The 12,714-nt window shown below is 67.5% G+C and carries 14 protein-coding genes; 12 read left to right on the top strand and 2 right to left on the bottom strand.

From position 1 onward, the window contains the following. Positions 1 to 2: 2 nt before the first annotated feature. Both A9D12_RS08825 and A9D12_RS08830 read right to left on the bottom strand, forming a co-directional pair. Positions 3 to 707: a VIT1/CCC1 transporter family protein gene (locus tag A9D12_RS08825; RefSeq protein WP_068354115.1), complete on the bottom strand. Its 705-nt coding sequence runs from the start codon at positions 705 to 707 to the stop codon at positions 3 to 5. Between the two features lie 32 nt (positions 708 to 739). Next, complete coding sequence (locus A9D12_RS08830) at positions 740 to 1,357, bottom strand: DNA-3-methyladenine glycosylase family protein (RefSeq protein ID WP_068350962.1); 618 nt, start codon at positions 1,355 to 1,357, stop codon at positions 740 to 742. Between the two features lie 106 nt (positions 1,358 to 1,463). Here A9D12_RS08830 and A9D12_RS08835 point away from each other — a divergent pair, with 106 nt between their 5' ends. From A9D12_RS08835 to mraY, 12 genes are all read left to right on the top strand, one after another. Next, positions 1,464 to 1,781, top strand: coding sequence for a 2Fe-2S iron-sulfur cluster-binding protein (locus A9D12_RS08835; RefSeq protein ID WP_068350965.1), 318 nt, complete (start codon positions 1,464 to 1,466; stop codon positions 1,779 to 1,781). 18 nt (positions 1,782 to 1,799) lie between these two features. Next, positions 1,800 to 2,171, top strand: a complete 372-nt coding sequence (locus tag A9D12_RS08840; protein ID WP_068350967.1) for a DUF1905 domain-containing protein — start codon at positions 1,800 to 1,802, stop codon at positions 2,169 to 2,171. 48 nt (positions 2,172 to 2,219) lie between these two features. Beyond that, a complete protein-coding gene (locus A9D12_RS08845; RefSeq protein WP_068350969.1) occupies positions 2,220 to 3,245 on the top strand; it encodes a cysteine synthase A in 1,026 nt (341 codons plus the stop codon). Further along, entirely contained in the window at positions 3,242 to 3,718 is a 477-nt protein-coding gene (locus tag A9D12_RS14525) for a hypothetical protein (RefSeq protein ID WP_082925484.1), read from the top strand. Before A9D12_RS08845 ends, A9D12_RS14525 begins: the two co-directional genes overlap by 4 nt. Beyond that, entirely contained in the window at positions 3,699 to 4,538 is an 840-nt protein-coding gene (locus A9D12_RS08855; RefSeq protein ID WP_068350971.1) for a motility-associated ABC transporter substrate-binding family protein, read from the top strand. The genes A9D12_RS14525 and A9D12_RS08855 overlap by 20 nt, the downstream gene beginning before the upstream one ends. Before the next feature lie 463 nt (positions 4,539 to 5,001). Beyond that, positions 5,002 to 5,436, top strand: coding sequence for a division/cell wall cluster transcriptional repressor MraZ (locus tag A9D12_RS08860; protein WP_231889584.1), 435 nt, complete (start codon positions 5,002 to 5,004; stop codon positions 5,434 to 5,436). Continuing rightward, the gene (rsmH, locus tag A9D12_RS08865) at positions 5,433 to 6,380 is read left to right on the top strand and encodes a 16S rRNA (cytosine(1402)-N(4))-methyltransferase RsmH (protein ID WP_068350977.1); all 948 of its coding nucleotides are present in this window, start codon (positions 5,433 to 5,435) and stop codon (positions 6,378 to 6,380) included. Before A9D12_RS08860 ends, rsmH begins: the two co-directional genes overlap by 4 nt. Then, positions 6,377 to 6,931 (top strand): hypothetical protein, encoded by a 555-nt coding sequence (locus A9D12_RS08870; protein ID WP_068350979.1) that lies wholly within the window; start codon positions 6,377 to 6,379, stop codon positions 6,929 to 6,931. The genes rsmH and A9D12_RS08870 overlap by 4 nt, the downstream gene beginning before the upstream one ends. Next, positions 6,928 to 8,655: a peptidoglycan D,D-transpeptidase FtsI family protein gene (locus tag A9D12_RS08875; protein WP_068350980.1), complete on the top strand. Its 1,728-nt coding sequence runs from the start codon at positions 6,928 to 6,930 to the stop codon at positions 8,653 to 8,655. The genes A9D12_RS08870 and A9D12_RS08875 overlap by 4 nt, the downstream gene beginning before the upstream one ends. Beyond that, positions 8,652 to 10,121, top strand: a complete 1,470-nt coding sequence (locus tag A9D12_RS08880; protein WP_068350983.1) for a UDP-N-acetylmuramoyl-L-alanyl-D-glutamate--2,6-diaminopimelate ligase — start codon at positions 8,652 to 8,654, stop codon at positions 10,119 to 10,121. The genes A9D12_RS08875 and A9D12_RS08880 overlap by 4 nt, the downstream gene beginning before the upstream one ends. Further along, entirely contained in the window at positions 10,121 to 11,581 is a 1,461-nt protein-coding gene (locus A9D12_RS08885; RefSeq protein WP_068350984.1) for a UDP-N-acetylmuramoyl-tripeptide--D-alanyl-D-alanine ligase, read from the top strand. The genes A9D12_RS08880 and A9D12_RS08885 overlap by 1 nt, the downstream gene beginning before the upstream one ends. 60 nt (positions 11,582 to 11,641) lie before the next feature. Next, entirely contained in the window at positions 11,642 to 12,712 is a 1,071-nt protein-coding gene (gene mraY, locus A9D12_RS08890) for a phospho-N-acetylmuramoyl-pentapeptide-transferase (RefSeq protein WP_068350985.1), read from the top strand. Positions 12,713 to 12,714: the final 2 nt, after the last annotated feature.

Here is a 12,714-nt window from a genome sequence, read left to right on the forward strand (position 1 = left end):
GCTCAGACGCTGACACCGAACAAGCGTCCCACCAGCGCGGTGGTCGCCATCGCGAAGATGCCCCAGCCGACCACCCGCAAGGTTGCCGGAAGCAGCGGCGCTGCCCCGGCCTTCGCGCCCGCCGCGCCCAGCACCGCCAGCGCCAGCACCGAAACCGCGACCACCGTCAACATCATTGCACCCGCCGGCGCGGCCCAGGCCGCGATCAATGGCACCGCCGCCGCCGCGCTGAAGGTCGCGCCCGAGGCCAGCGCCGCCTGCAAGGGCCGCGCGGCGAGATGATCGGACAGGCCCAGCTCGTCGCGCACATGCGCTGCCAGCGGGTCGAGCGCGGTCAGTTCGCGCGCGACCAGCGCGGCGGTCTCGGCGCTCAACCCCCGTTCGCGGTAGATCGCGGCAAGCTCGCGCTCCTCGTCCTCGGGGGTGGAAAGCAGCGCTTCGTGTTCGCGGCGGATGTCGGCCTGTTCGGAATCGGCCTGACTGGAAACCGAGATATACTCGCCCGCCGCCATCGACATCGCGCCCGCCATCAGCGCCGCGACACCCGCGACCAGCACCGGCGCCGGATCGGTCGTGGCCGCCGCTACCCCGATGATCAGCGATGCGACCGAGATGATCCCGTCATTCGCTCCCAGCACCGCTGCGCGCAGCCATCCGGTGCGGTGGACATAATGCGGATCGTCGGGATGGGCACTGGCGGGCATCATCGGCATCGCGCTCCTTGTCCGGCTGTCCGGGCCTACAGGGCCGGGTTGGCGTAGAAATGCCAGATGAACACCGCCATGCTGCCGCGCTGCGGCGACCATGGTTCGGCAATCTGGCGCGTGGCCTTTTCGCCGGGGCGCTCGTCCAGCTTCAACAGCCGCTTGACGCCTTCCTGCACCGCCAGATCGCCCGCGGGCCAGATATCGCCGCGCCCTTCGGCGAACAGCAGATAGATTTCCGCCGACCAGCGCCCGATCCCCTTGATCTGCGTCAGCAGCGCGATCGCTTCCTCATCATCCGCAGGCAGCGCCGAAAAGTCGAGCGCGCCGCTCTCCGCAAGTTCGCACAAGGACCGCGCATAGCCCTGTTTCTGGCGCGACAAGCCGCAGGCGCGCAAGGTGTCGAAATCGCGCGACAGCAGCGCCTGCGGGGCAAAGTCGGTGCCCAACTCGTCTTCAAGCTTGCGCCACACCGATTGGGCCGATGCGACCGATACCTGCTGCCCCACGATCGTGCGCAGCATCGTGGCAAAGCCCGGCTCGCGGATGCGCGCATCGGGATAGCCGACGCGTTCGATCGCGCGGGCCACCACCGGATCGCGCGCAGCCAGCGCATCCAAGTCCGCGCGCAATTGTTCGGCCGACAATCCCACTCGCATTTTCCTTAACTTGCCTTGGCCCCGAGAGTGTCTTAGCAGCCATGCCGCACTCTGACAGCGGCCGTTCTTGCGCCCAATAGCCGAAAAGGAATTTCGATCCATGCCCAGACTGGTCGTCACCAACCGCGAAGGCGCCACCAGCGAGATCGAGGTCGGCGATGGCCTGACCGTGATGGAAGCGATCCGCGACAATGGCTTCGACGAATTGCTGGCATTGTGCGGCGGATGCTGTTCGTGCGCGACCTGCCATGTGGTCGTGGACCCGGCGTTTGCGGACAAGCTGCCCAAGATCAGCGAAGACGAAGACGATCTGCTCGAATCCTCCGATCACCGCGTCGCGACCAGCCGCCTGTCGTGCCAGATCCCGCTGACCGCGGATCTCGACGGCCTGCACGTCACGATCGCGCCGGAAGACTGATCGCGAAAGGGGCCGGGGGTGGACGCCGATCTTGCCCGGTTCCTGCGCGATGAACTGGGCCACGCGCCCGAAAATGGCGCGGCCGGCCCGTGGACTGTCGGCGGCCCGGTAATGCTGTGGCCCGGCCCGGGCGAGGTCGCCGCCAAGGGCGCGTGGTATTTCCTCGTGGTGGGCGGCGACACCGCGCAGGCGATCCGCGCCAACGCCGCCAATCCCGCGGCTTGGGGTTCGGTCCCGGTCGAGGCCACGATCGGCGCGACCACGTGGCGCACCTCGCTGTTCCCGTCCAAGGCGCATGGCGGCTGGCTGCTGCCGCTCAAAGCCGCGGTGCGCAAGGCCGAGAAGCTCACCGAAGACACGGCCACGCAGGCGGTGCTGGCGCTGGCGTGAGGGACTTCGCCGTTGCGGCGGAGGCTGCGAACGCCTAACTCTGCGCGCATGAACATCACGCGCCCCTTTGGCGATACGCTCGCACTGATCGGTAACACCCCGCTCGTCCGCCTCGCCGGCCCTTCAGAAGCCGCAGGCTGCGACATCTGGGGCAAGTGCGAATTTGCCAACCCCGGCTCCTCGGTCAAGGACCGCGCGGCCTTGTGGATGATCCGCGATGCGGAAGGCCGCGGCGAATTGCAGCCCGGCGGCACGGTGATCGAAGGGACCGCGGGCAACACCGGCATCGGGATCGCGCTGGTCGCCAATGCGCTGGGTTACAAGACGATCATCGTCATGCCCGACAACCAGTCCAAGGAAAAGATGGACACGCTGCGCGCGCTGGGGGCGCAGCTGGTGCTGGTGCCGCCGACCAAATATGCCGACCCTGCGCATTTCCAGCATGTCTCGCGCCGGATGGCCGAGGAGACGCCGGGCGCGGTGTGGGCCGGGCAGTTCGACAATGTCGCCAACCGCAAGGCCCATATCGAAGGCACCGCGCCCGAAATCTGGGAGCAGCTGGGCGGGCGCATCGACGGGTTTACCTGCGCGGCAGGCACCGGGGGAACGATCGCGGGCGTGGGCATGGGCCTGAAGGCCTTCGACGAGAATATCCGCATCGCATTGACCGACCCACACGGCGCGGCGCTGTATAATTACTACGCGCACGGCGAACTGAAGGCCGAAGGATCGTCGGTCGCCGAAGGGATCGGGCAGGGGCGGATCACCGCCAATCTCGAAGGCGCGCCGATCGACACGCAATACCGCATCAGCGACGAGGAAGGCCTTGTCTGGGTCGAACGGCTGCTGCGCGAGGAAGGGCTGTGCCTTGGCCTGTCATCAGGGATAAACGTCGCAGGCGCGGTGATGCTGGGGCGCGAGCTGGTGGCCGAAGGGCGCGAACGTCCGCAGGTCGCCACGATCCTGTGCGACACGGGCTTCCGTTACCTCTCGACGCTCTACAACGCCGAATGGCTGAGCGCCAAGGGGCTGCCGGTGTTCGGCTGGCTCGCCAAGGGAGCGGCTGCGGCATGAACCGCCTGTCCTGGCGCGAGCGGCTGCGGCGGATGAACCAGCGCAGCCTGTTTGCCCCGCGCCGCGCGCTGTCGGGCGCCGGATCGGCGGTGCGGATCGGCAGAGGCACCCGGACGGGCGAGGATGCTGCCGCTGCCCCGGCCGACGAGGCGTTCGACCGGGATACCCCCATCACCGCGCGCGCCGAGGCGGTGCAGCGTTTGCAGGTCGGACTTGCCGGGATCGGGACGATGGTGCTGCTGGTAGGGCTTGCCAGCATCATCGGCGGGCAGGCAGATCGCAACGACAAACTGGCCGTGCCCGAAGCTGCACCCACGACCGAGCCCAGCGTCGAGGGCGCACAGGCCAATCCGCTCGCCGATGCAGGGGTGGTGCCCGATATCGGCGCGCAGCCCAACCCTTCGGCCAGCCCGAACGTTGGCGCATTGCCGCGCTCTGCCGACGAAGCGGGCGATGACCCTGCGGCCCGGTAACGGGCCGGTGCGCGCAGGCTGGCTGTCGCTCACGCTGGCTGCGGTATCGCTGGCAGGCGGGTGCAAGGATGCGCCCACCAGCGCCCAGACCGCCGCCGCCGCGCCGGTTGCGGCGGACACGCCCGCTTTGGCCGATGTGCCTGAGGGCCGGCCGCGGCTGGGCCTGATGACCAGCCTGCCGATCTACTGGCCGCTTGGCGCCGGGGTCGCCGAAATCGCCAGCGGCACGGCGGAAGCACCTTGGCAGCGCGTGCTCCTTGAAAGCAGCTACGTGCTTCAACCGCTCGACAGCCTGGCGTCGATCCCCGGCCTGAGCCCGCAGGATCCGGAGACCGATCCGCTCGCCGGGCTCGACCGGATCGCGATCATCCAGCCGCGCGGGCTGTCGCCGGCGGACAATGTCGCGCTCGACGATTGGGTGCGCGGCGGGGGGCGATTGCTACTTGCCCTCGATCCGATGCTGACGGGCGAATATGATCTGGCGCTGGGCGATCCGCGCCGCCCGGTCGATGCTGCGCAGATCCCGCCGGTGGTGGCGCGCTGGGGAATGATGGTGCGCTATGACGATGCGCAGCCCGGCGATGTGCAGGTGCGCACGTTGGGCGATGCCATGCTGCCGACCGAGCTTGCGGGCGAGATCGTGGTCACCGATGCCAAGGCCGCGCAATGCACGCTGCTGGCCGATGGCGCGGCGGCGCGATGCCGCGTGGGCAAGGGAAGCGTGACGCTGATCGCCGATGCCGCAGTGTTCGAGCACGAAGCGTTTTCGCAAGGCGAACCGCGCGCGCTGACGCGGGTGATCAAAGCCGCGCTGCCATGAGGTTCGGGGAAATTGCGGGACGCGCCGGAGTCGCTTTCAGGGAGGGCCGGGGATTGCCTGCCAAATTCCCGATTTGTTCCGGGAAATTCAGGGTTTTGCCTTATCCTTCCGGGTAGTGGCATATCGTCCGATATTGCGGAAAAGATAGTAATATCAGGCTATTGCCAAGTTTTCCCGTAAAATCCCCGAAAAATACCTTCCATCCCCCCGTGTTCCCCGATATGACCGGGGACCATCAGACACGCCTGTATGTCGTGCGTCCGGCCACAAGGCTGGCGCAGACCGTGCCGCACGCCTTGCTGCGGCCGGAACGGGGAGGGCGTGTCCGGGGGATTATAGCGCGTCATCAGGGGTTTGCCGGCCTTCGGCACCTCGGGGGTTTGAAGGGGATCGCAGGCACGTGTCTGCATTTGGAGGATATAATGGCCAAGCTTACTCGCCCGCCGGCGAGAAGGGCCGTTTTGTGCTCCCGCCCGCCTTCCGCAAGGCCGTCAAGGAAAGCTCGGGCGGCAACCGCACGCTGTGCCTTGCCGCGCACGACCGCTTCGATTGCCTGATCGGCTTCGGCCTGTCGCGCACCGAAAAGCTCGACGCACAGCTCGACCGCGAGGAAGAGCGCGCGATCCGCATGAACCAGCCCGATTTCGACCGCGAAGTGCGCGCCGCCCAGTTGTTCGGGTTCGAGCAACTTCCGTTCGACGATTCGGGCCGCTTCGTGATGCCCGAGCACCTTAAGGAACTCGGCAAGGTCGAGGATGGCCTCTATTTCCAGGCCGCGGGTGAGTTTTTCTTCATCTGGGCGCCGCAGCAGTTGAAGCTGATGGGCCCCGAATGGAAAAGCGCGCAGGCCGCGTGCGAAACGCTGCTCGCCGGCGCACGCAAGGGGGGTGCCGCATGACCGCGCAAGACGCCCCGCACATTCCCGTGCTGCTCGACGAAGTGGTTGCGGCGATCGGTCCGCGCGAAGGCATGGCGATTGTCGATGCGACCTTCGGTGCAGGCGGCTATTCCGCCGCGTTGCTCGATGCGGGCGCGAACGTGCACGCTTTCGACCGCGATCCCGATGCGATTGCCGCAGGCGCAGCGATGGTCGCGCGCTATGATGGCCGCCTCGCACTCTACCCACACCGCTTTTCCGCGATGCGCAGCGAGTTGGCCGCTGCGGGCATCGCCAAGGTCGATGCGGTGGTAATGGATATCGGCGTCTCGTCGATGCAGCTCGATCAGGGGGAGCGCGGCTTTGCCTTCATGCACGACGGCCCGCTCGACATGCGGATGAGCCAGGCGGGCGAGAGCGCGGCCGATTTTCTCAACACCGCGGACGACGAAACCATCGCCGACGTGCTCTACACCTATGGCGAAGAGCGCCAGTCGCGCCGTGTCGCGCGCGCGATCGTGGCCGCGCGGCCGCTGACCACCACGGGCGAGCTGGCCCGCGTGGTGCGCCGCGCGCTGGGGCACAAGCCGCACGACAAGAAAGACCCCGCGACCCGCACGTTCCAGGCGGTGCGGATCCACGTCAACGACGAGCTGGGCGAGCTCGAAGCCGGGCTTGCCGCAGCCGAGGCGCTGCTTGGCGAGGGCGGCGTTCTGGCGGTGGTCACCTTCCACAGCCTCGAAGACCGGATCGTCAAGCAGTTCTTCAAGACCGCTTCGGGCGCGGGACGTGCGGTTTCACGCCATCTGCCCGGGGAAATCCCGGGTCCTGCGCCTACCTTCGCGCAGGTTTCCAAGGCTATCAGACCATCTGAGGCCGAAATCGCCCGCAACCCGCGCGCCCGTTCATCCACCTTGCGCCACGCGATCCGCACCGGCGCCCCAGCGAGGAGCCTTGCCGCATGATGACCAGCTCTCAGGCCCGTTCGCTTGGCTGGGCCGCTGTGCTTGCGGTCTGTCTTGCCGCGGTGGTGGTGCTCAGTTTCCGGGTGCATGCGGTGCGCAGCGAAGTGCTGCTCGCCGAACGCCAGCTGATCAGCCTGCAGCGCGAGACGTTGCTGCTCGAAACCGAGTTCGAAACCCGCGCCAGCCAGCGCCAGCTTGCGGAATGGAACCGCGTCGAATTCGGTTACGAAGCGCCGCGCGCGGGCCAGTTCCTCGAAGGCGAGCGCCAGTTGGCAAGCCTTGGCGAAGTGCGCGGCCCCAATGCGCCCGATCCGATCCGGCTGGCCAGCAATGATGGCGCCGAGGTCGCAGCCAGCGACGACGCCCCGATGCGCTCGCCCGTGTCGGGCGCGAAGGTCACGCTGGCTTCGGCATCGTCCGAGAAGGACGCGGGCGCGGTGTTCGCGCAGGCCTTTGGCGATTTCCTGATCGATGCCTCCCCCATCCGGCCCGCGCGCGCTGAAACGCCCGCGCGCATCAGTGCGGCTGCCGCCAAGGGAACCGGCGAATGAACGCGCTGGCAGCCCACGCTGCCACCCCCGTCATTCCGGCTGGCCGCCTGCCCAGCGCAGGCCTGCGCGCACAGGCCCTTTGGTCGGCGCGGATGCGGCTGTTGCTGCTGCTGCTTGCCTTTGTGGTGATCGCGCTGATCGCGCTGGTGCGGATCGTCTCGCTGGGCCTTGGCGGCAATGCGCCGCAGCGCACCAGCCTTGAAGAAGCGCTGCTGCCCCCGCGCGGCGAAATCACCGACCGCAGCGGCGCGCCGCTCGCCCGCGCGTTCCCCGCCTACGCGATGTGGTTCAACCCCAAGGCGATGGGGGACAGCGGTTCGGCGCTGGTGCGCAGCCCGGCCGAGGTGGCCGCGGCGCTGAAGGCGATCTTCCCCGATATCGACGAAGCGCGCATGACCAAGCGGCTCGCATCGGGCAAGTCGGGCTACCTGCGCCGCCGCATTCTGCCCGAAGAGGCGAACAAGGTGTTTGCGTTGGGCGAAATCGCGCTCGAAATTCCGCGCGAGACCGATCGTTACTATCCGCAAGGCACGCTGGGCGCACACGTGCTGGGCTATGTGGTCGAGGATCAGGGCGGCAAGCTCGGGATGGAGCAGGTGCTCGATGACCGGCTGAGCCATCCCGAAATGCGCACCAAGCCGGTGGCGCTGTCGATCGATGTCCGCGTTCAGGGCGCGCTCGAGGACGAACTGCGCCGCGGGATGTTGTCGACCAACGCGATCGGGGCGGCGGGCATCGTGCTCGATGTCGACACGGGCGAAGTGATGGCGATGGCATCCTTGCCCGAATTCGATCCCAACACCGCGGGCGCGGCGGGCGCGGTCAATGTCTTCAACCGCGCGACCAACGGTGTTTACGAGCTCGGCTCGACCTTCAAGCCGCTGACCGTCGCCGCCGCGATCGATGCGGGCGTGGTGCGCGATCTGGGCCGCCAGTGGAACGCGGCGCCCGTGCCGGTGGGGCGCCGCACGATCAAGGACTCGCACGCAATGGGGGCAAGCATGAACGTGCCCCAGGCGCTGGTGCATTCGTCGAACACCGTCACTGCGCGCGTCGCCGATGAACTCGGCCCGCAACGCCTGCGCCGCGCGATGATCGACCTCGGCATGGACCGCCGCCCGTTCATCGAACTGCCCGCGCGCGGCAAGCCGCTTTGGCCGCAGGGCGACTGGAGCCGCGTGACCAACATGACCGTGGGCTTCGGCCACGGCCTCGCCGTGACCCCGCTGCACCTTGCCAGCGCCTATGCCGCGATGGTCAACGGCGGGATCTGGCGTCCGGCCACGCTGATGAAGCTGGCGCCTGCCGATGTGCCGCAGGGGCGCCGGGTGTTCAAGGAATCGACCTCGTCCAAGATGCGCCAGATGCTGCGGATGATCTCGCTTTACGGCACCGGCCGCAGCGCCGATGCGCCCGGCTACCGCGTAGGCGGCAAGACCGGGTCGGCCGAAAAGGCGGGCGTGGGCGGATACAACAAGACCGCGCTCGTCTCCTCCTTTGCCGCCGCCTTCCCGATGGATGCGCCGCGCTATGTCGTGGTGATCGTGGTCGACGAGCCCAAGGGCACGATCGCATCGAGCTTCCAGCGCACCGCCGCCTTCACCTCGGCCCCGATCGTGGGCAAGCTGGTGCCGCGGATCGGGCCGATGCTGGGCGTGAACCCCGACAACGGGCGCGATGTCGATATTTCGGACCTGCGCTATCTGGTGGACAAGGGCGAATGACGCTCGGCGATCTTCTGGCCCGCGCCGGCCTTGCGGGCGGGGATGCGCGCGCAGTCACCGGCTTTGCGATCGACCACCGCAAGGTTGCCCCGGGCACGGTGTTCGGCGCGTTTCAGGGGGCGAGCGTCAACGGCGAGGATTTCATTGCCGCTGCGGTTGCCGCAGGCGCGATCGCGGTAGTTGCGCGGCCCGAGGCTGTCGTCGAAGGCGCGCTGCATATCGCCGATCCAAGCCCGCGCCGGGCCTTCGCAACGCTTGCCGCAGGCTTCTTCGCGCCATACCCCGCCACGCTGGTCGCGGTGACCGGGACCAACGGCAAGACCTCCTGCGTGGAAATGACCCGCCAGATCTGGCGCATGGCGGGCGAGCGCGCGGCGAGTATCGGCACGCTGGGCGTGACCACGCCCGATGGCAGCGTGTCGACCGGGCTGACCACCCCCGACATCGTCACCTTCCTCGCCAACATGGCGGGGCTCGCCCGCGAAGGCGTGACCCACGTGGCTTACGAGGCATCGAGCCACGGGCTCGACCAGTTCCGCAACGAAGGGCTGACGTTGTCGGCGGCGGCGTTCACCAATTTCAGCCGCGATCACCTCGACTATCACGGTTCGATGGAAAGCTATTTCGCGGCCAAGATGCGATTGTTCAAGGAGGTTGCTGCGACCGGCACTCCGGCAGTGATCCACGATGCAGGCGATGGGTCGGAATGGACCGCCAAAGCGATTGCAACCGCAGCGGCGCGCGGGCTCGAAGTGCTCACCGTGGGCGAGGGCGGTTCGTTTCTCAAATTGATCGCCCGCGAACCCGGACAGTTGGGGCAGGTTCTTCAGATCGAACATGAAGGCGCCGTCCGCAAGCTGAACCTGCCGCTGATCGGAGCCTATCAGGCGGCCAATGCGCTGGTTTCGGCCGGGCTGGCGCTGGCAACGGGTGTGCCGGCGTCTTCCGTGTTCGATGCGCTGACCCGCCTGCAACCCGTGCGCGGACGCCTCGAGCGTGCGGCGCTGAACCAGGCGGGCGCGCCGGCCTATGTCGATTATGCGCATACCCCCGATGCGCTCGAGGCGGCGATTGCCGCCTTGCGCCCGCATGTGGCATCACAAGGCCGGCTGATCGTGGTGTTCGGCGCGGGCGGCGACCGTGATGCGGGCAAGCGTCCGCAGATGGGCGAAGTCGCCGCGCGCGCCGCCGATGTCGCGATCGTCACCGATGACAATCCGCGTTCCGAAGATCCGGCCACAATTCGCGCCGCGATCATGGCGGGGGCCGGAGAGAACACGCGCGAGGTCGCAGGCCGGCGCGAGGCGATCGCCGCCGCGATTGCCGAGGCAGGTTCGAACGATATCGTCCTGATCGCGGGCAAGGGCCACGAACAGGGTCAGATCTTCGGGGCGGGAGAGACGATGCGGATCGAAGCCTTCGACGATGTCGAAGTTGCGCGCGAATGCGCCGGAGGACAGTGCTGATGAACATGCCGCTTGCCCACCCGATGCTGCACCAATGGCCGGTCAGTCCGCGCGACAGCCTGCCGCTCGCCTTGTGGAGCGCTGCCGAGATCGCCGCCGCCACCGACGGTGTTGCCAGCCACGATTTCGAAGCTTCCGGCGTCGAAATGGATTCGCGCGATGTGAAGCCGGGCGACGTTTTCGTCGCGCTCAAGGGCGAAGCGATGGACGGGCACCGCTTCATCGATGCCGCCTTTGCCAAGGGCGCGGTCGCCGCGATCGTCGACCGCCCGGTCGATTATCCGCATGTGCTGGTTGCCGATACCACCGCCGCGCTCCACGCGCTGGCGCACGCCGCGCGCGAGCGTGCAGTCGATGCGGTGCGGATCGCGGTGACCGGATCGGTCGGCAAGACCGGGGTAAAGGAAGCGATTTTCGCCTGCCTCGACCGTTCCAGCCGCGGCGCGGCGCATCGCTCTGTACGCAGCTACAACAACCATGTCGGCGTGCCGCTGAGCCTCGCGCGGATGGCCGCGCGAGCCAAGTTCGGCGTGTTCGAGATGGGGATGAACCACGCGGGCGAGATTGCCCCGCTGGCAGATCACGTCCGCCCGCATGTCGCGCTGATCACCACGATCGCGCCCGCGCACATCGAGAACCTCGGCAGCATGGAGGGGATCGCGGATGAAAAGGCGCAGATCTTTACCGGCCTCGTGCCCGGCGGGGTCGCGGTCGTTCCGGCCGACAGCGAATTTGCCGAGCGCATGATTGCCCACGCCAAGGCTTGCGGCGCACATGTTGTTACCTTCGGTCGCGCGAGGACCGCCGATGTGCGGCTGCTCGACGCGATCCCGGCGGCGGGCGGTTCGGGTTCGCTGGTGACCGCCGATCTGGGCGACCGGCGCGTGTGCTACACCATCGCCGAACCGGGCGAACACTGGATCGTCAACTCGCTCGGCGTGCTTGCCGCGGTGCGCGCGGCGGGCGGCGATCTGGGAAGCGCCGGGCTGGCGCTCGCCGAACTCGGCGGGATGAAGGGCCGCGGTGCGCGCCACCAGATCGCGGTGCGCGGCGGCACGGCGCTGCTGATCGACGAGAGCTACAACGCCAACCCCGCTTCGATGCGCGCCACGCTGAAGGCGCTGAGCCAGACCACCGCCGCCCGGCGGATCGCGGTGCTGGGCAGCATGAAGGAACTGGGCGACTTTGCCGACGCCTTCCACCGCCAGCTTGCCAACCCGATCCTTGAGGCCGGCGTGGTTCACGCGGTGCTGGTCGGGGCCGAGATGGCCGCATTGGCGGACGAGTTGGGGAAACTGCCTGCGGCAATGCTTGGCAAGGGGCTGACCTTCGCGCATTGCGATAACCCTGCCGAGGCGATCGAACTGCTCGGGACCTATGGCCTTGCCGCGGGCGACGCGGTGCTGGTCAAAGGATCCAATTCGGTGGGGCTCGGCAAGCTGGTTTCGCAGCTGACGTAACGACGCCTGCCTGAAATTCCCGCCAAACCGCCGCGGCGGTGCGCGCTTGAGGACGATTGAATGCTCTACCTGCTTGCCGAGTGGCTTGGCTTTGAAGGCATCCTCAATCTGGTGCGCTACCAGAGCTTCCGTGCGGGCGCGACGCTGATGACCGCATTGCTGATCGGCCTTTTGATCGGCGAACGCTTCATCAATTTCCTGCGGGTGCGGCAGGGCAAGGGCCAGCCGATCCGGCTCGACGGCCCGCAAAGCCACCTCGAAAAACGCGGCACGCCCACGATGGGCGGGCTGATGATCCTCGTCTCGCTCACGCTGTCGCTGATCATCTGGATGGATCTGACCAGCCCGTTTGTCTGGGCGTGCCTCGCGGTCACGATCGGGTTCGGGATCATCGGCTTCCTCGACGATTACGACAAGGTGTCGAAGAACAGCCATGCGGGCGTTCCGGGCCGGGTGCGGCTGCTCGCCGAATTCGTGGTGGCGGGGATCGCCAGCTGGCTGATCGTCAGCCAGATCAACACCAACCTCTATCTCCCCTTCCTGACCGGGGTGAGCATTCCGCTGGGGCCGGCCTATTACGTTTTTGCCGCCTTCGTGATCGTGGGCGCGGGCAACGCGGTGAACCTGACCGACGGGCTCGACGGTCTGGCGACCATGCCGGTGATCATCGCGGCGGGCACTTTCGCGATCATCTGCTATCTGGTGGGCCGGGTCGATTTCAGCTCCTATCTCGGCATTCCGCATGTGCCCGGTGCGGGCGAGCTGGCGATTTTCTGCGCGGCGATCATGGGGGCGGGGCTTGCCTTCCTGTGGTTCAACGCGCCGCCCGCGGCGGTGTTCATGGGTGACACCGGCAGTCTCGCGCTGGGCGGGGCGCTGGGCGCGATCGCGGTTGCGTCGCATCACGAAGTCGTGCTGGGGATCGTCGGCGGCCTGTTCGTGCTCGAAGCGGTCAGCGTGATCGTACAGGTCTTCTGGTTCAAGCGCACCGGCAAGCGCGTCTTCCGCATGGCGCCGATCCACCATCATTTCGAACAGCTCGGCTGGAAGGAAAGCAAGGTCGTGATCCGGTTCTGGATCATCGCGATCGTGCTCGCGCTGATCGGGCTTTCGACGCTGAAGCTGCGGTAAGG

The organism is Erythrobacter neustonensis, from assembly GCF_001663175.1.
Lineage (GTDB): Bacteria > Pseudomonadota > Alphaproteobacteria > Sphingomonadales > Sphingomonadaceae > Erythrobacter > Erythrobacter neustonensis.

Coding starts and splice junctions, on each gene's coding strand:
- A9D12_RS08825 (WP_068354115.1), bottom strand. CDS start 707: ATGATGCCCGCCAGTGCCCATCCCGACGATCCGCATTATGTCCACCGC.
- A9D12_RS08835 (WP_068350965.1), top strand. CDS start 1,464: ATGCCCAGACTGGTCGTCACCAACCGCGAAGGCGCCACCAGCGAGATC.
- A9D12_RS08845 (WP_068350969.1), top strand. CDS start 2,220: ATGAACATCACGCGCCCCTTTGGCGATACGCTCGCACTGATCGGTAAC.
- A9D12_RS14525 (WP_082925484.1), top strand. CDS start 3,242: ATGAACCGCCTGTCCTGGCGCGAGCGGCTGCGGCGGATGAACCAGCGC.
- A9D12_RS08855 (WP_068350971.1), top strand. CDS start 3,699: ATGACCCTGCGGCCCGGTAACGGGCCGGTGCGCGCAGGCTGGCTGTCG.
- rsmH (WP_068350977.1), top strand. CDS start 5,433: ATGACCGCGCAAGACGCCCCGCACATTCCCGTGCTGCTCGACGAAGTG.
- A9D12_RS08870 (WP_068350979.1), top strand. CDS start 6,377: ATGATGACCAGCTCTCAGGCCCGTTCGCTTGGCTGGGCCGCTGTGCTT.
- A9D12_RS08875 (WP_068350980.1), top strand. CDS start 6,928: ATGAACGCGCTGGCAGCCCACGCTGCCACCCCCGTCATTCCGGCTGGC.
- A9D12_RS08880 (WP_068350983.1), top strand. CDS start 8,652: ATGACGCTCGGCGATCTTCTGGCCCGCGCCGGCCTTGCGGGCGGGGAT.
- A9D12_RS08885 (WP_068350984.1), top strand. CDS start 10,121: ATGAACATGCCGCTTGCCCACCCGATGCTGCACCAATGGCCGGTCAGT.
- mraY (WP_068350985.1), top strand. CDS start 11,642: ATGCTCTACCTGCTTGCCGAGTGGCTTGGCTTTGAAGGCATCCTCAAT.